General features: G+C 64.3%; 20 protein-coding genes and 2 tRNA genes. 17 read left to right on the top strand and 5 right to left on the bottom strand.

The features are described from left to right. Positions 1 to 346 precede the first annotated feature (346 nt). The 7 genes from ACH488_RS11650 to ACH488_RS11620 all read left to right on the top strand — a co-directional run bounded on the left by ACH488_RS11650 (position 347) and on the right by ACH488_RS11620 (position 6,723). Complete coding sequence (locus ACH488_RS11650) at positions 347 to 1,003, top strand: MOSC domain-containing protein (protein ID WP_397324336.1); 657 nt, start codon at positions 347 to 349, stop codon at positions 1,001 to 1,003. 382 nt (positions 1,004 to 1,385) lie between these two features. Beyond that, positions 1,386 to 3,446 carry a DEAD/DEAH box helicase gene (locus ACH488_RS11645; protein WP_397324335.1) on the top strand — a complete coding sequence of 687 codons (2,061 nt, stop codon included), beginning with the start codon at positions 1,386 to 1,388 and terminating at the stop codon, positions 3,444 to 3,446. Positions 3,447 to 3,543: 97 nt separating this feature from the next. After that, on the top strand, positions 3,544 to 4,002 hold the full coding sequence (locus ACH488_RS11640; protein ID WP_397324333.1) for a LysM peptidoglycan-binding domain-containing protein: 459 nt from the start codon (positions 3,544 to 3,546) through the stop codon (positions 4,000 to 4,002). Positions 4,003 to 4,119: 117 nt separating this feature from the next. Continuing rightward, positions 4,120 to 4,191, top strand: a tRNA-Thr gene (locus ACH488_RS11635). 60 nt (positions 4,192 to 4,251) lie between these two features. Continuing rightward, positions 4,252 to 4,325: transfer RNA gene (locus tag ACH488_RS11630), tRNA-Met, on the top strand. Between the two features lie 84 nt (positions 4,326 to 4,409). Further along, complete coding sequence (locus tag ACH488_RS11625; protein WP_397324332.1) at positions 4,410 to 5,066, top strand: NAD(P)-binding oxidoreductase; 657 nt, start codon at positions 4,410 to 4,412, stop codon at positions 5,064 to 5,066. Positions 5,067 to 5,151: 85 nt separating this feature from the next. Next, positions 5,152 to 6,723: a Na+/H+ antiporter gene (locus ACH488_RS11620; protein WP_397324331.1), complete on the top strand. Its 1,572-nt coding sequence runs from the start codon at positions 5,152 to 5,154 to the stop codon at positions 6,721 to 6,723. 24 nt (positions 6,724 to 6,747) lie between these two features. On the opposite strand, the gene ACH488_RS11615 is transcribed toward ACH488_RS11620, so the two are convergent. Next, complete coding sequence (locus tag ACH488_RS11615) at positions 6,748 to 7,965, bottom strand: ROK family protein (protein WP_397324329.1); 1,218 nt, start codon at positions 7,963 to 7,965, stop codon at positions 6,748 to 6,750. Positions 7,966 to 8,197: 232 nt separating this feature from the next. On the opposite strand from ACH488_RS11615, the gene ACH488_RS11610 reads away from it, so the two are divergent. The 5 genes from ACH488_RS11610 (at position 8,198) to ACH488_RS11590 (ending at position 14,127) form a co-directional block, all read left to right on the top strand. Further along, entirely contained in the window at positions 8,198 to 9,469 is a 1,272-nt protein-coding gene (locus ACH488_RS11610; RefSeq protein WP_397324328.1) for an ABC transporter substrate-binding protein, read from the top strand. A gap of 23 nt (positions 9,470 to 9,492) precedes the next feature. Next, a complete protein-coding gene (locus ACH488_RS11605) occupies positions 9,493 to 10,437 on the top strand; it encodes a carbohydrate ABC transporter permease (protein WP_397324326.1) in 945 nt (314 codons plus the stop codon). Further along, positions 10,437 to 11,333 (top strand): carbohydrate ABC transporter permease, encoded by an 897-nt coding sequence (locus ACH488_RS11600; protein ID WP_397324325.1) that lies wholly within the window; start codon positions 10,437 to 10,439, stop codon positions 11,331 to 11,333. Before ACH488_RS11605 ends, ACH488_RS11600 begins: the two co-directional genes overlap by 1 nt. 73 nt (positions 11,334 to 11,406) lie before the next feature. Next, on the top strand, positions 11,407 to 13,161 hold the full coding sequence (locus ACH488_RS11595; RefSeq protein ID WP_397324323.1) for a glycoside hydrolase family 13 protein: 1,755 nt from the start codon (positions 11,407 to 11,409) through the stop codon (positions 13,159 to 13,161). Between the two features lie 12 nt (positions 13,162 to 13,173). Further along, on the top strand, positions 13,174 to 14,127 hold the full coding sequence (locus ACH488_RS11590; RefSeq protein WP_397324322.1) for an aldo/keto reductase family oxidoreductase: 954 nt from the start codon (positions 13,174 to 13,176) through the stop codon (positions 14,125 to 14,127). 92 nt (positions 14,128 to 14,219) lie between these two features. On the opposite strand, the gene ACH488_RS11585 is transcribed toward ACH488_RS11590, so the two are convergent. Genes ACH488_RS11585 through ACH488_RS11570 form a run of 4 tightly spaced genes read right to left on the bottom strand, consistent with a single transcriptional unit; the run spans position 14,220 to position 18,048 of the window. Then, positions 14,220 to 15,143: a TauD/TfdA dioxygenase family protein gene (locus tag ACH488_RS11585; RefSeq protein WP_397324321.1), complete on the bottom strand. Its 924-nt coding sequence runs from the start codon at positions 15,141 to 15,143 to the stop codon at positions 14,220 to 14,222. A 54-nt stretch (positions 15,144 to 15,197) separates the two neighbouring features. Next, positions 15,198 to 16,100, bottom strand: a complete 903-nt coding sequence (locus tag ACH488_RS11580) for an ABC transporter permease (RefSeq protein WP_397324319.1) — start codon at positions 16,098 to 16,100, stop codon at positions 15,198 to 15,200. After that, complete coding sequence (locus tag ACH488_RS11575; RefSeq protein ID WP_397324318.1) at positions 16,100 to 16,984, bottom strand: ABC transporter ATP-binding protein; 885 nt, start codon at positions 16,982 to 16,984, stop codon at positions 16,100 to 16,102. Before ACH488_RS11575 ends, ACH488_RS11580 begins: the two co-directional genes overlap by 1 nt. 2 nt (positions 16,985 to 16,986) lie before the next feature. Then, positions 16,987 to 18,048, bottom strand: coding sequence for an ABC transporter substrate-binding protein (locus ACH488_RS11570; protein ID WP_397324316.1), 1,062 nt, complete (start codon positions 18,046 to 18,048; stop codon positions 16,987 to 16,989). Positions 18,049 to 18,426: 378 nt separating this feature from the next. On the opposite strand from ACH488_RS11570, the gene ACH488_RS11565 reads away from it, so the two are divergent. Genes ACH488_RS11565 through ACH488_RS11545 form a run of 5 tightly spaced genes read left to right on the top strand, consistent with a single transcriptional unit; the run spans position 18,427 to position 21,425 of the window. Continuing rightward, a complete protein-coding gene (locus ACH488_RS11565) occupies positions 18,427 to 19,290 on the top strand; it encodes an HpcH/HpaI aldolase/citrate lyase family protein (RefSeq protein ID WP_397324314.1) in 864 nt (287 codons plus the stop codon). A gap of 2 nt (positions 19,291 to 19,292) precedes the next feature. After that, positions 19,293 to 20,213 (top strand): DUF2797 domain-containing protein, encoded by a 921-nt coding sequence (locus tag ACH488_RS11560; RefSeq protein ID WP_397324313.1) that lies wholly within the window; start codon positions 19,293 to 19,295, stop codon positions 20,211 to 20,213. A 31-nt stretch (positions 20,214 to 20,244) separates the two neighbouring features. Then, positions 20,245 to 20,469, top strand: a complete 225-nt coding sequence (locus tag ACH488_RS11555; protein WP_397324311.1) for a DUF3188 domain-containing protein — start codon at positions 20,245 to 20,247, stop codon at positions 20,467 to 20,469. Between the two features lie 60 nt (positions 20,470 to 20,529). Then, complete coding sequence (locus ACH488_RS11550) at positions 20,530 to 20,991, top strand: MaoC family dehydratase N-terminal domain-containing protein (RefSeq protein WP_397324309.1); 462 nt, start codon at positions 20,530 to 20,532, stop codon at positions 20,989 to 20,991. Next, positions 20,991 to 21,425: a MaoC family dehydratase gene (locus tag ACH488_RS11545; RefSeq protein WP_397324307.1), complete on the top strand. Its 435-nt coding sequence runs from the start codon at positions 20,991 to 20,993 to the stop codon at positions 21,423 to 21,425. Before ACH488_RS11550 ends, ACH488_RS11545 begins: the two co-directional genes overlap by 1 nt. Positions 21,426 to 21,488: the final 63 nt, after the last annotated feature.

Raw genomic sequence — 21,488 nt, 5'->3', positions numbered from 1 at the left:
TCGCGCAACCAGCCAGCCGCCGTCGTAATTCCCTGCGAGTGCCGTGCCGCCGCCACCAACTTTCAGGGCGAAAACCGGCCTGGAGCCCGGTGGAACGGCGTGTTGTGGAGTATTCCAATCCAAAGTGGGTCGTGACGGAACGACGACGGGTGCAACACGGAGTACGAAGCCAAAGGTGAGGGAGCGTCCGGCGGGAGGGGGTGTTTGGTGAGAGAGCGTTCGCCGGGGAGGGGGTGTTTGGTGAGGGAGCGTCCGGCGGGGAGGGGTGTTTGGTGAGAGAGCGTTCGCCGGGGAGGGGTGGTTTGGTGAGAGAGGGTTGGGGTGGGTGGCTCGTAGACTAATGCCCATGAACACCGCCTCCCTCCTTGCCGTGTGCCGAGTCCACCAACTGTTGCCGGATCCGGAGGGCAGCGTGGGCGTAACCGCGATCGACAAACGCGCGGTGGAGGGGCCCGTCAAGGTGCACAAACTGGGCCTTCACGGCGATGTCCAGGCCAGCCGCAAGGATCACGGGGGAGAGGACCAGGCCCTCTACGCCTACTCGCAGGAGGACGCCGACTTCTGGTCCGCCGAACTGGGACGCGAGCTGCCTCCGGGAATCTTTGGCGAGAACCTCCGCGTTGCCGGCATCGACGCAACGGGCGCGGTCATCGGGGAGCGGTGGAAGATCGGCCTGGACCTGGAAGTCGAAGTGACCTCGCCGCGTGTTCCGTGCGCCACGTTCCAACGGGCGCTGGGGGAACCGCAGTGGGTCAAGAGGTTCACAACCGAGGGCCGGGTGGGAACGTACCTGCGCGTGATCAAGACCGGGAGTATTTCGGCCGGCGACCACATCCATCGTCTCTTCGTCCCGAAGCACGGCATCACAGTGGGGCAGTGGTTCAGCGAACCGACCCCGGAAATCGTCCAAGCACTGTTGGACGCGGAGGCAGATGGGGAGATCCGTTTGCAGGATGAATACCACTCAAAATTCGAGAAAGTCCTGCGCCGCAACGGCCTTTAGTACGGCCCAACACAGAGGAGTGTGCGCAAGCTCTCACCGCCGCTGGCGCAGTATAAGTCGCGGTGAAGATGCTGCGTGCCCTACACTGGATACATCCCCCACTCCGGAATTCCCTTTATCCTGCCCAATTTTTGAGGCAGGACTGGTAAGTGTTGGGGCCCGCAAACTGTGTGCGGGCATTTTCATAGGGAGCGCCGGCTAAAGAAAACGCTGTACAGACTGCTGGGATAGCAGCCAAGAGATGCAGCGCGAAGTCCTGCCATGGGATTGCGACAGCGCCGGACTTCTGCGAAAGCAGGGCACCCTTGCCGGGCTTTCGCGTGTACTGCGGCCAAGCCCAACCGGGCCGCGCCGACGCCCTATGGATGAGGAATTTCCCCACATGCCCGAGACTCTCAACGAGAACCTTGACGCCGAGACCGCAGAGACCGTGAGCGACGCTCCGGAAGCACCTGCCGCCGTCGAAACCCCTGCGGCCGAAACCGCCGCCCCCGCTGCCGAAACCGAAGAAGAGGGCGTCCGCTTCACCGACCTCGGCCTTGACGGCCGCGTCCTTGCAGCCCTCCAGGATGTTGGCTACGAGAAGCCGTCCCCCATCCAGGCCGCCACCATTCCGCTGCTCCTGGAAGGCCGCGACGTCGTTGGCCTGGCCCAGACCGGTACCGGCAAGACCGCAGCCTTTGCTGTTCCTGCCTTGTCCCGCCTTGCCGAGCTCCACGACCTCAACGGTCCCTCCCGCAAGACCCAGGCGCTGGTCCTGGCTCCGACGCGCGAGCTCGCGCTGCAGGTGGCTGAGGCCTTCACCTCCTACGCCAAGCACATGGACGACTTCACCGTCCTGCCGGTCTACGGTGGCTCGGCTTACGGCCCGCAGCTCGCAGGCCTGCGCCGCGGTGCCCAGGTTGTTGTGGGTACCCCTGGCCGCGTGATCGACCACATCTCCAAGGGTTCCCTGGACCTCTCCGAACTCCAGTACCTGGTGCTGGACGAGGCCGACGAGATGCTGCGCATGGGCTTCGCCGATGACGTGGAGCAGATCTTCCAGCAGACCCCGGAGACCCGCCAGGTTGCACTGTTCTCCGCCACCATGCCCGGCCAGATCCGCCGCATGTCCAAGCAGTACCTGAACGACCCCGCCGAGATTTCGGTCAAGTCCAAGACCTCCACGGGCTCCAACATCCGCCAGCGCTACGTGCAGGTCATGGGCCCGCACAAGCTGGACGCGATGACCCGCATCCTCGAGGTGGAAGAGTTCGACGGCGTCATCGCCTTCGTGCGCACCAAGATGGCCACCGAGGACCTCGCCGACAAGTTGAAGGCCCGCGGCTTCCAGGCGGCCGCCATCAACGGCGACATCCCGCAGCAGCAGCGTGAGCGCACGGTTGACGCCCTGCGCGAGGGCCGCATCGACATCCTGGTGGCAACCGACGTCGCCGCCCGTGGCCTCGACGTGGAGCGCATCAGCCACGTCGTGAACTACGACATCCCGCACGACACTGAGTCCTACGTCCACCGCATCGGCCGTACCGGACGTGCAGGCCGCAGTGGCGACGCGATCCTCTTCATGACCCCGCGCGAGAAGTACTTGCTCCGTGCCATCGAGAAGGCAACCCGCCAGTCGGTGGAGCAGATGCACCTGCCGACGGCGGAGACGGTCAACTCCCTGCGCCTGGGCAAATTCGCCGAGCGCATCACCGAAACCCTCGAGTCCGAGGATGTTTCGCTGTTCCGCGACCTCATCGCTTCCTACGAGGAAGAGCACAAGGTTCCGGCTGCCGAGATCGCCGCAGCCCTGGCTGTCATGGCACAGGGTGGCCAGCCGCTCCTGGTCAAGGACCTCCCTGCAGCACCGGAATTCCAGAAGCGCGAACGCAAGGACGGCTTCAACTCCCGCGGCCCGTCCCGTGCCCTGACCGAGGGCAACGCCACGTACCGGATCGCCGTCGGACGCCGCCAGCGCGTCATGCCGGGTTCGATCGTGGGCGCCATCGCCAACGAAGGTGGCATCTCGTCCTCGCAGATCGGTGGCATCGACATCCGTTCGGACCACTCCCTGGTGGAGCTCCCCGCGGACCTGAGCCCCGAGCAGCTGCGCGCACTGTCCCGCACCCGGATTGGTGGCGAGCTGATCCACCTCGAGCTGGACACGGGACGCAAGCCCCGCGGTGAAGGCGAGCGCGGCGGCTACTCAGGTGGCCGCGGCGGCGGAAACTTCAAGGGCAACGGTGGCTTCAAGAAGGAGTTCCGGCGCAACGACGGTGAGCGCTCCTCGGCAGACCGTGGCGGCCGCTCCTACAGCGAGCGTACGTCCGGCAGCTACGGCGACCGTGACCGCGGCCAGTCCAGCGGATCGCGGTTCGGCGGTCACGGAGACGGTGCCCGCAAGCCCCGCGGCGGCGGCGAAGGCGGCCACCGCGACTTCAACCGCAAGGGCAAGTGGTAAACCCAGCAACATCCCCAGGGGTCGGCTTTCGAGCCGGCCCCTGGGTCGTTTAACGCGGCGGGTTCCATGCCACTGGCAGCCGCCGTACCATCGAGCCATGGGATTCCTGGACAACGTGAAGAAGAACCTCGGTTTGGGTCACAAGGACCACGCTGCCGGGGAATCGGCAGCGCGCCAAGCGGCTGAGGACGCTGCCGCCGTCGAGGTTTCCGCCTCGGACACGGAGGCCGCGGAGGCCGCGGCAGCGCAGGCGGCTGAACAGCAGGAGGCAGCCACCGCTGCGGCCACGCAGGAGGCGCACGACGTCGGCCTGGAGCCTTCGGATCCGGAGGTGCGGCAGGCGGGCCAGGACGCCGCCGTGGAGGCCGCTGCGGGCGCTGGACAACCCGGGAGGGTGGCTCCCCGCGTCACGGAGGTGGTGGTGGAACCTGGGGACACCATGGGCGGCATTGCGGCCCAGTTCAAAGTGGACCTTGGAGCGCTGATCGCGACGAACGCAGACAAGGTGCCGAACCCGGATGCGATCTACCCCGGACAGGTGCTCCGCTTGCCCTGAAATGGACCCTTTTAGAACAGGAAATTGGTCGGTTCGCAAATTGTGTCGGAGCTGTTTTTCCCCGTCTTTGCGCCGATTTGGAGCTTCGGAAAACCTCCGGTAGAGTATTTACTCGTTGCCCCCCTAGCTCAGTGGTAGAGCGCGTTCTTGGTAAGAACGAGGTCACCGGATCGATTCCGGTGGGGGGCTCTGGATGAGGGCCTGCGTCAAGGCGGTTTTGACCGGCTGACGCAGGCTTTTCTCATCCGTGGCGGTGTAGCTCAGTTGGTTAGAGCGCACGACTCATAATCGTGAGGTCGGGAGATCGAGCCTCCCCACCGCTACAAAGCAAGGCCCCGCAGGTTTTCATCTGCGGGGCCTTTTTTGTTGCCACGCCGCGTGGGGCCGATGTGGGACAGAATGGGTGCATGAGCCGAATCGCAATCATTGGCGGCCACGGCAAGGTGGCCCTGCATCTGTCCAGGATTCTTAGTGGCGAAGGTCACGATGTCACGTCGTTCGTCCGGAATCCCGACCATGTGTCGGATGTCACGGAGACCGGGGCCGTCGCCGAGGTACTGGACGTGGAAAGTTCGACGACGGCGGAACTCGCCCAGGCGCTCACGGGCCATGACGCCGTGGTCTGGTCGGCGGGTGCAGGGGGAGGCAACCCGGCGAGGACCTATGCGGTAGACCGCGACGCAGCTATCCGCTCCATGGACGCGGCCGCCGAAGCGGGCGTCAACCGCTACGTGATGGTTTCCTACCTTGGCGCGGCGAAGGATCATGGCGTCCCTGAGGATCACGGTTTCTTCGCCTACGCCGAAGCCAAGGCAGCTGCCGACGACTACCTGCGCAGCACGTCGCTGGACTGGACGGTCTTGGGGCCGGGGACACTGACGGATGTGCCGCCGACGGGTCTGATCGAGGTGGATCCAGCGAACCCGGACGACGGTACGCAGACTTCCCGGGCCAATGTGGCGCTGGTGGCTGCAGCGGTCCTGGAACTTCCGGATACGGTCCGCCGCACTATCAGGTTCAAGGACGGCGCCGTGGACGTAGTGGACGCCCTGACCGGGGAGTGAGGCCCGGCCCCCGGGATATGTTGGTAGGGAACTTCCGCGGCCTGGTCCGCTGAAGTACCGGACATACTCATGGGGAAGCGGGACTATGGATCAATTGGCGCTGATTATCGGATTGCTGCTTGCAACGGTGGTGGCTGTTGGTTTGGGGGACCGGCTTCGCCTTCCCTACCCGGTTCTGATGCTGCTGCTGGCGGTGGCGCTGACGTTCATTCCGGGGTTCCCCGAGTTCGAGATCTCCCCGGAACTGATCCTCCCCATATTCCTTCCGCCGTTGCTTTTCGCCACGGCGCAGAAGAGTTCGTGGGCCGTGTTCCGTGTGCGGTGGAGGACGTTGCTGCTCATGGCCGTGGCCTTGGTGGTGGTCTCCACCGCAGTAGTGGCGGGAGCCGCCTGGCTCATGATCCCGGGCATCGGTATTCCTGCGGCGATCGCCTTGGGGGCCATGGTGGCGCCGCCGGACCCTGTGGCGGTGGAATCCGTTGCGGGCCGCGTGCACATGCCGCGTCGGCTGATCACTGTCCTGCAGAGTGAGGGATTGTTCAACGACGCAGCGGCCATCGTGATCTTCCAGGCGGCAGTTGCAGCCACGCTGGCCGGCAGCGAGGTGGGCCCGGGAATCATCCTCCAGTTCGTCATCGGCGCGGCTCTCGCCGTCCTGATCGGGATCGCCATGGGCTGGCTCACCAAGGTCATCACCAAGCTGGTGTCCTCCATGGTGGCCAGGAGCGCTGTGACGCTGGTTGTTCCGTTCGCCGCGTACATCCTGGCTGAAGAGCTGCACGCCTCAGGCGTGGTGGCCGTCGTCGTCACCGCCCTTGAACTGCAACGCCACGCGCGGCCGCAGGACGCCGCCGAACGGGTTACCCGGAACGCCTTCTGGGATGTTGTGGAGCTCCTGGCCACCGGCTTGGCGTTCGGATTGGTGGGCCTGGAGATCCGTCATGTGATCCGGGATGAGGGCACGGCCATCTTTGGCATGATCGGCATGGCCGTGGTGATCTGCGTGCTGGTGTTCGTGGTGCGCTACCTCTGGCTGGGTCTCCTGGCGTTGTCCGCCAACAGGCGCAGGAATCTCCTGCAGCCTACGACGCCCAAGGAAGTACTCATCCTGACGTGGTGCGGCATGCGCGGGCTGGCCACCCTGGCGCTCGCGCTGGCGCTTCCGCTCACCCTCCCGGACGGCAGCGATTTCCCGGCCCGGCACGAGATCCTGGTGATCGCCTGCGCGGTGCTGCTGGCCACGCTGGTGGTGCCCGGGTTGACGCTTCCTTGGCTCATGCGTGTCCTCAAGGCCACCGAGGATGGCTCGCATGAGAAGGATGCGGCCCGGTTGCTGGCCAAGCGTGCCCAGACTGCCGCGGTGGCGGCGCTCAAGGAGCATGACCTCATGAAGGAGCTGCCGCCGGAGAAGGTGGCCCTGGTCAAGGAAAAGATGCGCCGCCTGCACGCCGAACTGCTCGATGGAACGCTCAAGAATGAGTCGGCTGCGGAGAAGCGCGAGCGTGGCCGGGAATTGGCCATCACCGTGCAGACCATCGCCTTGGACGCTGCCCGTCTGGAAGTGGTGCAGGCCCGCAACGAGCCGGGGACGGATCCGGAGGTTGCCGACCGCGTGCTCCGGCAACTGGACCTGCGGACCATGTCCATGCCGGAGTAGTCCGGAGCCGCCAGCAGGGTGGTATCAGGAAGCCCGCTTTGGCAGGGATGAAGGGGAGAGGTCCAGTGCGTGCTCTTCCACGTAGTCCAAGGCGTGCCGGATGGCTCCGAGCGAGACGATGCCTTCCCCCAGGGTGGACGTGGCCAACCTCGGGGGAGTGAAGGTGAACTCCGGCAGGTGCTGCTGGATGCCCGGAAGCAACGTCCCCGCGGAGGCTGCCACCCCTCCGGCGAGCACAACGAGTTCCGGGTTGACCAACGTGCTGATGGAGCCAACTACCCTCGCCATGCGCAATGACACCCGGTCCAGCGCACTGCGGGCGGCACCGTCTCCTTCCGCCGCTGCTGCGAAGACCATCTCGGCGGTCAGGTCATCCGGGTTGCCGCCACAGAGACCGCGGAGGGTTGTCTCGTCTTCCGCTTCCATGGCTTCACGGCCCGCCAAAGCGGCGTAGAAGGCGATTCCGTACGTGTTGCCTACGCCCTCCACGTTGTTGAGGAACCCCAGTTCACCGAAGCCGCCCACCTGGCCGTGGAGGAGGCGGCCGGATTCCAGGATCCCGGAACCCAGGCGGTCTCCGGCCAGCATGACCACCAGGTTGTCCACCCCTTGGGCCGTCCCTTGCCATCGTTCGGCCAGGGCTGCGAGGTTGGCGTCGTTTTCGAGGAGAACATGCCACCCGTGGCGCTCGGATACGATCCGGCGGACGTCGAAGGATTTCCAGAACTCCTGGACGGTGAGGACCTCGCCCTCCCGGCTGACGGGTGCGGCCACGCCAACGGATACTGCCAGGACGGAGTCGGCAGGAACCCCGGCCTCCTGCAAGGCGTTGGCTGCGATCTTGTCCAGCACGTCGGCGCGTTCGGCCGCGGAGACGTTGTACGTCCGGAAAGGCATGGTGACTTGCGAGAGTGGGTTCCCGGCCATGTCGGCGACGATCGTGGTGATCTTGTTGGCACCGATGTCGATGCCCAGGACGCTGGCGGCGCCGTCGTCGAACACGAAACGGCGGGCCGGGCGTCCCTTGACGTAGTCGCCGGCGCCGCGCTGGTTTTCGAGTTCCCGAAGCCAGCCGAGCCGGACCAGCTCGTCGCAAATGGAAATGACGGTTGCCCGGGAGAGCCCTGTCTGGGCCATCAGTTCGGTTCCGGTGACGACCCCTGCGCCGCGCATGGCCTTGAGCATCGCACCGGCGTTGAGCCTGCGTACCAGCTGGGTTGAGGGCGCCGTTCCAGTGAGCATGGTGTGTTCCCACCTTTCCTGGCCGCCGGTGGAGAGAGGTATCGGCCTCTCTAAATTTAGTACATAAATTTAGACTTCGCCGTGTTACGTCTTCGAGCTTGACGGTGTGGCGGCCCTCACACAATACTTGCGACAGGTAATAAATTTATCTCCTATCTAAAATCCCGGGGTGGTGTCGCGCGCCATCACCCCGTTGGCATGCGGCAGAGGGGCCGCACGACGAAAGGATCACGTGTCTGTGAAAGTGACACGCAAGAAACGTTGGGCCGCCATGGGCCTTGGGCTGGCATTGCTTGCCGGCCTTCTTTCGGGATGTGCAGGAGGGCACGGGAAGGAAACCATCCGCTTCACCTTCAGCAAGCGCGAAGCGATTGGCTTCATGACCAAGCTCGTCTCCGAGTACAACGCCTCGCAGGACCACACAGAAGTGGTGCTGGATACGTCCGGCGTCGATGTGGTCTCGGCCAGCTTTGTCCGGGGCAATCCGCCGGACATCGCCTTGGCAAACTACAACATGGAGACCTCGCGCTTTGTCCAGCGGGGTGCGCTGAGCGATCTGTCCGGTACGGGTGCGGCAAGCCGCGTCCGCGAAGACCTCCAGCCGCTCATGGACCAGTACGGTTCCTACCCCGGCCGCACCAGCGCCCTGCCGTATTCGGTCATGGCTTCCTCGGTGATCTACAACAAGCAAATCTTCGCGGCCAACAACATCAAGGTACCCACCACTTGGAGCGAGCTGATTGCCGCGTGCGAGAAGCTCAAGGCTGCCGGAGTGACGCCGTTCTATGCCACGTGGAAAGACGACTGGACCATCGCCCAGGGCTGGTTCGACTATGCGGTGGGAGGCCAAGTGGACACCCTTGGCTTCTTCGACAAGCTGGCCTCCGAAGGTACGGCTGTTGGATCCGGCTCCGAGGCTTCGTTCCAGAAGGACTTTGGCCAGCCGGTGGAAAAGATGCTGACCCTGGCCAAAAAATACGTCAACAAGGACGCTGCCAGCAGGGCTTACGGGGACGGAAACCTCGCCTTCTCCCAAGGCAAGGCCGCCATGTACCTGCAGGGGCCGTGGGCTTTCAGCGAAGTGGCCAAGACGGCTCCCAACCTGGAACTGGGAACCTTTCCGCTTCCCATGACGGACAACCCGCAGGACCTGCGCGTCCGCGTCAACGTGGACCTCGCCGCGTGGATTCCGGAGGCGTCCCAGCACAAGGATGCCGCCCGTGACTTCCTGGAGTATCTGTACCGGCCCGAAGTCATCGACGCCTACAACCAGTCGCAACTGGGCTTCACGCCCACCAAGGATGCGGCCGGCGCTGCCGATCCCCGGATCGAGGGAATGGTGAAGTACTACGACAACGCCCAGGTGTACCAGGGGCCGTCCGTGCTGGTTCCAAAGACCATCCCGATCATGAACTACACCCAGGCGCTCGTGTTTGGCGCAGACCCCACATCCACCCTCCGCACACTCGACGCAGACTGGGCACGCCTGGCCTTCCGCCAGTAGCGCAGACACAGGGAGCCAGATAAATGTCCGTCCTCACCACTTCAACGTCATCCAAACGCCCTGCGAGCGGGCACAGCGCGCAAGGGAATCCCGCACCCAACCGCCGTCGGCCCCGGAAGGTCGAGCCGATCTTCTACTTGTTCCTCCTGCCGAGCCTTGTTCTTTTCACCTTGGCAATCACCGTGCCCGGAGTCGTCGGCATCTTCTTCAGCTTCACCGACTCCATTGGGATCGGCGACTGGGAGTTCGTGGGCCTGACCAACTACATCGCCATTTTCAGCGACCCGGCGATCCTGCAGAGTTACCTCTTTACCTTCGGGTTCTCGATCGTCACCGTGATCGTGGTGAACGTGATCGCGTTCCTGCTGGCTGTGGGACTGACCTCCCGCGTCCGGATGAAGTCTGCGCTGCGGACCGTCTTTGTCATCCCCATGGTGGTTTCCGGCATCATCATCGCTTACGTTTTCAACTTCCTCTTCTCCAATTCGCTCCCGGCACTGGGCGCGGCCGCCGGGATTCCGTGGCTGGAAGGCAGCCTCCTGGCCAATCCGGACCTCGCTTGGGTCGCCGTCGTACTGGTCACCGCCTGGCAGGCTGTCCCCGGTTCCCTGCTGATCTACATAGCTGGTCTCGTGGCCGTTCCCGGTGACGTGTATGAGGCTGCGGAACTCGATGGTGCCGGTAAGGTCCAGCAATTGCTGAAGATCACGCTTCCACTCGTGGCCGGCTACGTGGTCATCAACGTCATCCTGGGGTTCAAGGGCTTCCTCAACGCCTACGACATCATCGTGGGGCTCACCAACGGAGGTCCGGGGACCTCCACGCGGAGCATTGCCATGACCGTCATCACCGGCTTCAACGGCGGCGACTACGCCTACCAGATGGCCAATGCCACCATCTTCTTCCTGGTGGCGATCATTATCTCCCTTGTCCAGCTTTCCCTGACCCGCGGACGGAATGCCCTCTGATGAGTACACAAGCAACCCTCGGACGTGAGGGCACCACCAAAGCCACCGACAATACCCGGCGGTCTGCCGGCAGGCCGGAACGGATCAACTGGTCCGGAACCACCATCCTCATCCTGTGCGCGGTGACGGTCCTGTTGCCCCTCTACGTCACCGTGTCCATGGCGTTCAAGACCCAAGGCCAGGCGGTGGACGGCAACGCCTTCTCCTTGCCCGCTCCCTTCAGCCTGGACGGATTCGTCCAGGCCTGGACCTTGACCAACTTCCCCGTGGGTGCGGCCATGTCCTTGCTGGTGACCGCGGGAACGGTTGTCGCCACCATTGTCCTGGCGGCGTTCGCCTCCTATGCCATTGTCCGGAACTGGGACCGACGCCTCTTCAGGTATTCGTTCTTCTACCTGCTGGCCGCCATGTTCATCCCGTTCCCCGTGGTGGCCCTGCCGCAGATCCAGTTGACCGGCCGGCTGGGCTTGGACAATCCGCTCGGCGTGATCCTGCTGGCCACCATGTTCCAGCTGAGCTTCAGCGTGCTCCTCTTTACCGCCTTCCTCCGCTCGATCCCCATGGAGTTGGAAGAGAGTGCCAGAATCGACGGGGCCACCACGTGGCAGACATTCTGGAAGCTGATCTTCCCGCTGCTGGCCCCCATGAGCGCAACTGTGGGGATCTTCGCCTTTCTCTACGCCTGGAACGACTTCATGATGCCTTCGTTGATCATTTCCGATCCTGCGCTGCAAACCCTTCCGGTGCGGCAAAGTCTGTTCCAGACTCAATTCAGCAACAACTACCACGTGTCCTTTGCGTCCTACTTGATGGCCATGGCGCCGGCGATCGTTGCCTACCTGTTTACGCAAAGGTGGGTCATGGCCGGCGTGACCCAGGGAGCCGTCAAGGGCTGAGTGTTGACCTGCCGGGCCAGCCGTCAGATACTGGTTCGGGAACTAAATTTAGAATCTAAATCAAAGGAGTTTCGTGAGTACCTCCGCCACCAAGGCAAACCTGTCCCACTCCGACCGCATGGCCGACCCCAACTGGTGGCGCCAGGCGGCGGTGTACCAGATCTACCCGCGCAGCTTCTACGACGCGAACGGTGATGGGCTGGGCGACATCAAGGGCATCACTGCCAAGGTCCCGTACCTGAAGGAACTTGGCGTCGACGCCGTGTGGCTGAGCCCGTTCTACCCCTCCGCACTCGCCGACGGCGGGTACGACGTGGACGACTACCGCAACGTTGACCCCAAGCTTGGAACGCTGGAGGACTTCGACGAGATGGCCGCGGCCCTCCACGACGCGGGAATCAAGCTCGTGGTGGACATCGTGCCCAACCACTCCTCGGACCGGCACGAATGGTTCAAGGAAGCACTCGCATCGCCCAAGGGTTCCGCAGCCCGTAACCGCTACATCTTCCGCGATGGCAACGGCGAAAACGGTGAGCTGCCGCCGTCGGATTGGGATTCCGTTTTCGGCGGCCCCATCTGGGAGCGCATCACCGAACCTGACGGCACGCCCGGCCAGTGGTACATGCACATCTTCGCCAAGGAACAGCCGGACTTTAACTGGGAAAACCCGGAGATTCGCGAGGACTTCCTGAAGACCCTGCGCTTCTGGTCCGATCGTGGCGTGGACGGCTTCCGGATCGACGTTGCCCACGGCATGGCCAAGGACCTCTCCGAACCCATGCCCATGAAGGCGGACCTCGCTGCCAAGGCCCACAACACCGACGGCTTCATTGATGGTTCGCACCCCTTCTGGGACCGCGATGAAGTCCACGAGGTCTACGCGGAATGGCGCAAGCTGTTCAACGAGTACAACCCGCCGCGCACCGCCGTCGCCGAAGCCTGGGTCCACGAGTCCCGCCGTGCCCGCTATGCCAGCCCGGAAGGACTGGGCCAGGCGTTCAACTTCGACCTCCTGCAGTCGGACTTCGACGCTGCCTCGTTCAAGAAGATCATCACGGACAACCTGGTGGCCGCCAAGGAATCCGGTGCCTCCTCCACGTGGGTCTTCTCAAACCACGACGTCGTCCGCCACGCCACCCGCTACGGGCTGCCGAAGGGTGGGTCCGTAGCCCAGGGAACCAACGCAGCCCAGGACATCACCGGCACCGAACCCAAGGGCCAGGACGGCAAGGGCTGGCTGCTCGCGGGTGCCCCGGCCGCGGAACTGGACATTGAGCTTGGCCTGCGCAGGGCACGCGCCGCATCGCTCCTCCTTCTCGCCCTCCCCGGTTCGGCGTACCTGTACCAGGGCGAAGAGCTGGGCCTGCGTGAAGTCACGGAGATTCCCGACTCCGAGCGCCAGGACCCGTCCTTCTTCCGCAACAAGGGCGTGGAGATCGGCCGCGACGGCTGCCGCGTTCCGTTGCCTTGGACCCCGGAAGGGTCCGCCTTCGGTTTCGGCGGAAGTACGGCGCACCTGCCGCAGCCTGCCTGGTTCAAGGACTACGCAGTGTCCACCCAGGAGGGCGTGGAGGGCTCCACACTCGAGCTGTACCGCAAGGCTCTTCGTCTTCGCAGTGAACTGCAGACCGATGAGGAACTCGAATGGGTGGAGACCGGGAACCCGGACGTGCTGCACTTCAGCCGCCACGGTGGCTGGGAGACGGTGACCAACTTCGGAACCGAAGCCCTCGAGCTTCCGGCGGGGACCGTCGTCTTGAGCAGCGGACCGTTGGACGACGGCAAGCTGCCGGCCGACACCACCGCTTGGGTTGTCCGGGACGCCTAGGTACCTGCACCAGTGACTCATACGAACGGGCGGGGACGCCTCATTTACGGTTGCATGGGACTCGGTGGTCCGTGGGACGGCACGTCCTACGGCTCCACTGAGATCGACCAGGCTGCTGCGGTGATCGAAGCCGCTCAGGGGATCGGGATCGAACTGTTCGATCATGCCGATATCTACCGCAGCGGCAAATCGGAGGCCGTCTTCGGGGAAGTCCTCGCCCGTTCGCAGGGTTTGCGGGAGAAGATCCAACTGCAGAGCAAGTGCGGAATCCGGCTGGGGGAACGGGGGCTTGATACCCACTACGACCTCAGCCGCGAAGCCATCCTGGAGCGGGTCAACCAGAGCCTGAAAAGGCTCCAGACAGACTACGTGGACATCCTCCTCCTGCACCGGCCGGATCCCCTCATGGACGCGCGCGAGGTGGCTGACGCCGTCGGGCAGTTGCTGGCCGAAGGCAAGGTGCGGCACTTGGGCGTGTCCAACATGTCCGGGGCGCAGATTGCGTACCTCCAGGACCGGTTGGAGACGCCCATCGTGGCCAACCAGCTGGAAATGAGCCTGCTGAAGCGGGATTGGCTGGAGAGCACTGTGCTGGTCAACCATCCCGAGGGCGCTGCAACCAGCTTTCCGCACGGGACACTGGAGCTTTGTATGGCGAACGGGATCGAGCTGCAGGCCTACGGATCGCTGGCGCAAGGCCGGTACACCGGGGCCGGCGGGCTAAACCCAGCCGATACGGCGACAGCCGCACTGCTCGAACGGCTGGCAGGGGAGAAGAACGCCACTCCCGAATCCGTCCTCCTGGGGTGGCTCATGAAGCACCCCGCGGGCATTTCGCCCGTGGTGGGCACCACCAACCCGGGACGGATCGCAGCGTGCGCCCAGGCCGCCGACGTCGCGGTAACCATGTCCCGCGAAGAGTGGTACGGCCTCTGGATCACAGCCCGCGGAAGCAACCTCCCGTAAACCCAACCAGGGGACAGCAGACGTCGCTATGGGTATCCATAGGGACATCTGCTGTCCCCTGGTTGGGTGACAACAGCAACACATAAGGCCCCCTACGAAGCGTCAGCCACCACCGAGTAGGTGCTCGAATCACCCTGGATGGACTGGCTCAGCTTGCCGTCCACACCCACGGGGATGTCACCGGCAATGGTCACGCGGTTCAGCTTGCGCGGCTGGCCGTCGTAGTTGTCCGGAGCGTAGTGCTGGGTGATCCGGTTGTCGAACAGGACCACCTGGTTGGGTTCCCAGTTCACGCGGACCACGTTCTCCGGACGCGTCACATACGCCTGCAGCAAACGGATGATGTCCTTGGACTCCGTGTTGGACAGGCCGACGATCCGCAGCCGCTGCGCGAAGCCCCCAATGAACAATCCGCGCTCGCCGGTCAACGGATGGACACGCACCACCGGGTGGGCCGTCTCGAACTTCAGGCGGGTGAACTCCTTGCGGCGTTCCTCGGCGTTGGCGTGCTCCAGGTTCTTGGGCACGGAGTAGTCGTAATCATTGGTGTGGATGGCCCAGAGAGTGTCCGCGAAGTTGCGCAGTTCCTCCGGCAGGTCGCGGTAGGCACCCGCCGAGGAGGCAATCAGCGTCTCCCCGCCGTATGCCGGAAGGTCGATGCTGCGGAGCGTGGAAGCCTGCGGCGGGTTCACTACGAACGTGACATCCGTGTGCCAGTTGTTGGCCGAACCGTTCTCGCTGTCCACGGGGAGGACGTTCTCCTCGCCCTCAACCGAAGCCACCGTGGGGTGTGCCTTGGTCAGGGGGCCGAAGTGCGAGGCAAACTTCACCTGGGCTTCGTCGGTGAGGATGTTCGCTTCCCGGAACACCAGCGCCTTGTGCTCGTTGAGCGCCGAACGGATCTGTGCGACGGTCTCCGGGCTGAGGTGACCGGAGATGTCGAGGCCACGGATCTCGGCTCCGATGCGCGAGCCCAGCTTGGCGAATTCGAGCTTGGTTTCGGTGATGACAGTCATGGTTTCTTTCCTTTTCTTTCAGGGATGGGTGTGGCGGGGTGCCACGGGTACAAATCAGGCGGCAGAACCGACGGCGGTCCGCCAGCGGGAGAAGTGCCGTTCCAGGGCGACCAGCAGGAAGTTCACCGCAAGCCCCAGCAGGGACACGGTGAGGATGCCCGCGTACATGTCCGGGATGAGGAAGCTGCTCTGCGCGTTGACGATCAAATAGCCCAAGCCGGCCTTGGCTCCGACCATTTCAGCCGCGATCAGCACCAGGATGGACGCGGTGCCGGCCATGCGGATACCGGTGAAGATGGTGGGTACCGCAGAGGGCAAGATGACCTTCTGGAAGAGCCGGAAGTTGTTCAGCCCCAGTGAGCGTGCGGCCCGGATGAGCAGGGGATCCACGGTCTTCACGCCGGCGATCGTATTGAGCAGCACCGGGAAGAACGCCGCATAGGCAACGATGCTGATTTTCGATTCCTCGCCGATGCCCAGCAGCAGCGTGAACACCGGCAACAAGGCCAGCGCGGCAGTATTGCGGAACAGTTCCAGCAGCGGGTTCAGGACGGCGTTCAGCTTCCCGTACCAGGCGATGAGCAGCCCCAGCGCCACACCCGCCACCAGCGCAGCACCGAATCCGGCAACCGAACGGGTCAGGCTTGCGGCGATGTGCCCTTGGATGGTCCCGGCATCGAACAGCTTGCCCCAGGCTGCGAGGACTTCATGGAGCGGCGGAAGGAACACCCGCGTGGACGGGCTGGCCAGGTACGTCGGCCCGAGTTCCCACAGCAGGAGAAAGGCCAGGATCGCAGCGGACTTCCACACGGCGGAACCGGCAACTGCGGTGACCCGGCGGACCAACGCGCGGACCGGCGTCGTGCGTTCCGCTTCCACACGGACTGAAGGTTCGACGGCGGCAGTCGGCTGGGGTGCGGCGGCTGCGGTTTCTGCGTGCGTCAGGGTGGTTGTCATCAGGCCGCGCTCCTTTCAAGGGTTGTTGGTTCGTCGGGGGCACTGCCGTCCGGCAGGATCTTGCGGTGTCCTGCGTCCTGCGCTCGCCGGACTTCGTCGTGCAGGAGGGTCCAGACCTGATGGCGGTGTTCCACGAAGGCGGGGTTGGAGCGGATGTCCTCATCCCCGTCGCGGTCCGGAATATCGATGTCCACGATTTCCTTGAGCCGGCCGGGCCGGGCACTGAGCACGGCGACCCGCTGGCCCAGGTACACGGCCTCGTCGATGCCGTGCGTGATGAAGACGATCGTCTTGCCGGTGGCTTTCCAGATCCTGAGCAGTTCGTCCTGCAATTGCTCGCGGGTTTGTGCGTCCAGGGCTGCGAACGGCTCGTCCATCAGCAGGACGTCGGGCTCGTAGGCCAGGCTTCGGGCAATGGCCACGCGCTGCTTCATGCCGCCGGACAGCTCGTGGGGGTAGCGGTCCTCGAAGCCCGCCAACCCTACGAGTGCAAGGTACTCACTGGCTTTCGCAGCGCGTTCCCGGCGGCTCAGCTTTTTGCCGTCAGGTCCCTTACCTTCGAGTCCAATGGACACATTCGCCGAGGCCGTCCGCCACGGGAAGAGGGCGTATTGCTGGAACACCACGGCACGGTCCTTGCCGGGGCCGGTCACGGGTTTGCCGTCCACCAGGACCTCTCCGGAGGTCGGTGTGGAAAGCCCAGCCAGCAGGTCCAGCAGGGTGGTCTTGCCGGAGCCGCTGGGTCCTACCAAGGTGAGGAACTCGCCGTCGCGCACGTCCAGGCTGAGCCCATCGATGGCTGTGAGCCGGGACGCGGGTGCCCCCTTCGTGGCGCGGACAGTGAATTCCTTGGTGACGTTTTTCAGGCTGATTTTCGTGGTCATGGCTATCCCTTCGTCGTTCCGCTGGAAGCCGTGGCACTGGCCGCAGGCTGCTTGGCGAGGTCGTTGAAGTCGTTGGTGTAGTACTTGGACGGAGTCAGGTTGCCCTTCACGATTCCCGAGGAATTCAGCCACGCCTCCCAGCGGGTGAAGTCCTCGTCCTTGATCACGCCGTTGTCCGGAACGCCCGGGCTCTTCCAGTACTTGAGGTTGGCCGTGCTCTCGTTGCGCCCACGGCTTTCGATGATCTTGGTGAAGCGTGCGATCACTTCCTCACGCGGCGTTTCCGTGGCCCACTTGAGGGCTTTGGCAATGGCGGTGGTGAACTCGCGGGTGGTGTTCGGGTTCTTTTCGATGAAGTCGTTCCGGAGCACGATCTGGCCGCCGGCGAACGTCCCAAACAGCTCGTAGTCGTTGAACAGCGAACGCAACCCGCCGGCCTCGATGGCCCGGTCCTGCAGCACGCCGCCCAGTGTTCCGGCGTCAACCTGTCCGCGACGGATGGCTTCCTCGGTGTCGTTCGGCGGCAGCGGCACCAACTGGACCTGCTTGATTTCGTCTTGGCTGAGGCCGTTCTTGGTGAGGTAGGTGTTGATGACGGCCTCATGGTGGGCGCCCAAGGTGTTGACGGCGATCTTCTTGCCGATCAGGTCCCGGGGTCCTTTGATGTCGCTGTCGGCTTTGACGTAGTAGCCGCTGAAGTTCTTGGCGTCTGCTCCGTAGTAGTTGATGACGCCCTTCACGGGTGCGCCGGCCTCGATCAGCTTGGTCACCGCGCCGGTGAACGCCCCGCCAAAGTCGGTCTGGTTGGTCGCCGCCGACTGGATGTCCTGCGGACCGCTGGTGGTGTTGCCCACCCAGTTAAGCTTGATGTCGCCCAGGTAGCCGAGGTCTGCGGCGAGCTCCGGGAAAGTGACTTGGTTGGCCCAGCCCTGGTAGCGGAGTTCCTTGACTTCGGGGCCTGCTTGGCTGGCTTGACCGGCGTCGGCTGAACCGCCGCAGCCGCTCACCGTCAGCGCTAGTACGACGGCGGCCGCGACGCTCAGGAGGGGCAGTTGCAGTTTCATGGGAGCTACTTTCGGGTGGTTGGTTTGTGGTTGGGGAACCGTCTGTGAAACGGCTTGGGAACGATGAAAGCCCATATCGACGGCGGCAGGGAAGTGATCCGGTAACGGCCGGAAACGCTGGGAAACAGCGGGAAACGCAATGAAATCCGGGGCCTTTCGAGGCAACGGAACGACACAAAGACGCCGGGTTGAGCTCCGTGAAGCTTGTGTTCCGGAAAGTGACCCAGTGCTTACGGTGGGCCAAAACGACTGGCGCGTACCGGCGTCGGGCAGTCATACTGCGTGACCCCACAGCATTCGGGCGTTTAGTTCGTATTGATCCTCACAACCGGGCGCAATTCTTCGCCCCGCGGGCCGGTGGGCGGATACGGTAGATACATGACGTCTAGCATCGCCGCCGAGTCCGTTCGGCCTACCCGCAACATTCCTGCCGACATCGCCCGTTCCTGGCTCCTCGTGAACGCCATGAAGACGGAGCTTTTTGACGAATCGGCGGGCTCGCGTGCAGACGCCATCATCCTTGACATCGAAGACGCCGTTGACCCGTCCCAGAAGGACAAGGCCCGCGAGAACGTGGTGAATTGGCTGGCCAACGGCGGCCAGGCCTGGGTCCGCATCAACGACGCCACCAGCCCGTTCTGGGCCGACGACCTCGCAGGCCTGCGCGGCACCCCCGGCCTGCTCGGCGTGATGCTGGCCAAGACCGAATCCGCGGACCAGGTCACCGAGTCCTACCACCGCATGGACGGCAAGACCCCCGTGGTCGCTTTGGTGGAGTCCGCCCTCGGCATCGAAGAGGCCAACCACATTGCCCGCGCCCAGGGTGCGTTCCGCCTGGCGTTCGGTTCGGGCGACTTCCGCCGGGATACCGGTATGGCGGCCACCCCTGAAGCCATGGCGTACCCGCGTGCCAAGCTGGTTGTAGCCAGCCGCGTGGGCAACCTGCCGGGCCCGATTGATGGCCCCACCGTGGGCACCAACCACCCGATCCTGCGCGAGCAGACCGGCATCACCGTGACCATGGGTATGACCGGCAAGCTGTGCCTGGCCATCGACCAGACCACCGTCATCAACGAGGTCATCAGCCCCACGCCGTCCGACGTTGCCTGGGCCACCGACTTCATGAACGACTTCGAAGCCAACGGACGTGTGATCCGCGACGGCTCGGACCTCCCGCGCCTTGGCCGCGCAGAGAAGATCATGAAGCTCGCGGTGGCCTTCGGGGTCCAGCCTTCGCTGTAACCATGCTCGTCCACGGCGTCGTCTGGGACTCGTCCTCCCCAGCGCTGCGGCTCCACACTCACGCCGGGGAGTTCAGCGACATCGCGTTGGCCCAGGGATCATCCCTGGGCCTGCGCGTTATCCCGGGCCTGTGGTGCCTTGGCCATGTCAAAGTGCATGGGCCGGGGGACCGGACCCACGTCCCCTGCCGCAGTTCTTCCCCTGCCGAACGCGGCAAACAGTGCGGGGCCTGCTTTGCCAAGGACGATTCCAGGCTCATGCACGATTTCCACCGCGGTGGCTCCGTCCCGGCCGGACTTCGGGCCTACCTCATGCAGCCGCACTGGCTCTACGTTGCCACGTTCGCCAACGGCGCCACCAAGGTAGGGACGGCCTCTGCCTCACGGAAGTGGAACCGGCTCGCCGAGCAAGGAGCCGTTCACGCCTCCTACGTTGCGAACGCCGAGGATGGCCGGGTTGTCCGTGTACTCGAAGACCTCGTGACGCGGGATCTGGGGCTCGTCCAGCAGGTCCGCTCCGCTGCCAAGGCGACCTCGCTCGTGGAGCCGCGTCCCGGCGTCGAACTCCAGGCGATCAACCGGAAGCAGGCCACCGGCGTGCGGGAGCTCCTCGGCGGACTGGCCATGACCGGCTACACGGTTGTTGAGGAGGAGTGGGAACGCCCGGCTTTGGCCGACCAAGTGTGCAACGCACGCGTGGCCGGCGCCGTGCGGCACGCTTACCCCGCAGCGTTCGACGACGGCGGTCACGGACTGCGGGTCCGCTCGCTGTCAGGGGCCATTGCCTTGGCCGGGCTTCCGGACGCTTCCGGGGTTGAGGTGGAGGGCAGCTTCGTTGCCGACCTCGGAGCGCTGAAGGGCCGCAGGATCGAATTCGGCGAGCACGTCACGGAGATCCCCGCGCTGCAGGACTCCCTGTTCTAACGCGTTGCGGGGGCGCCGGTAGACTTGGACGGTGCTGAACGAATTCTGGGCCACTGCCTCCACCGGGTACAAAGCGCTGGTTTTCAGTGCCATGGGCCTGATCGCTGTCGGATTGATCCTCTCGATCGCAGGCAATACCTCCGGCAACCAAGGGCTGGCGATGGCCTCGCTGCCGGTCATTGGCCTGGGCCTGGTGCTGCACGTGGTGGGGCTGGTGGTCCGCGGCCAGAAAATCCGCAAGAGCTACAAGAAATAACTGCCTCCTCAGGCGGAATCCACCCGGCAGGCACACCGGCTGGCCGATAGGGTTGGAACCATGAGTATCAATCCGGACCTGCAGGGCCGAAGCTACCCTGCCGCAGAGGTTTACGACGTTGGCCGAGAGAAGATCCGCGAGTTCGCGAAGGCCGTGAAAGCCACCCATCCCGCGCACTTCGACGTTGAGACGGCACGCGCCTTGGGCCACAGTGACCTCGTTGCTCCGCCCACGTTCGCCATCATCATTGCCCAGCGCGCCGATGCCCAACTGGTGGAAGATCCCGAGGCCGGGATCGATTTCTCCCGCGTAGTCCACGCCGACCAGCGATTCACGCACCACCGTGCCATCGTGGCCGGTGACCGGTTGGTTGCCGAACTCCATGTGGACGGGGTCCGGGCCATGGGCGGCGGTGCCATGATTACCACGCGTTCGGAAATCTATGCGCTGACCGACGGCGACAACCGTGAGAAGGTAGCCACCACCACCTCATCCATCCTGGTCCGCGGAGAGGGACAGTAATGCCAAAGTTCGAAGACCTGTCAGTCGGCCAGGAAATTGGCTCCGCCAGCATCGAGGTCACGCGCCAGGACCTGGTCAAGTACGCCGGGGCATCCGGTGATTTCAACCCGATCCACTGGAACGAAGCATTCGCCACCTCCGTGGAGCTTCCGGGCGTCATCGCCCACGGCATGTTCACCATGGGCTCCGCAGTGCAGCTTGTGAGCGACTGGGCAGGCGACCCTGCCGCCGTCGTCGATTACCAGACCCGCTTTACCAAGCCGGTCCTGGTCACCGACACCACCGGTACCGCTGAAGCGGGAGCCGTCATTGACGTCACCGGCGTGGTTGGCGCGCTCGACGCCGAGGCTGGCACCGCCCGCATCGACCTGACCGTGGTTGCCGCCGGGCAGAAAGTCCTCATGAAGTCCCAGGCGGTTGTGAAGGTCGCCTGACCCAACGCCATACTGCAACGCAGCGGCGCGCCACCAGGGCAGGAATGCCAGGTGGTGCGCCGC

Source organism: Paenarthrobacter sp. NPDC018779, assembly GCF_044391085.1.
Lineage (GTDB): Bacteria > Actinomycetota > Actinomycetes > Actinomycetales > Micrococcaceae > Arthrobacter.
The sequence above is the reverse complement of the archived record's forward strand: the minus strand, read 5'-3'. Positions and strand labels throughout refer to the sequence as shown.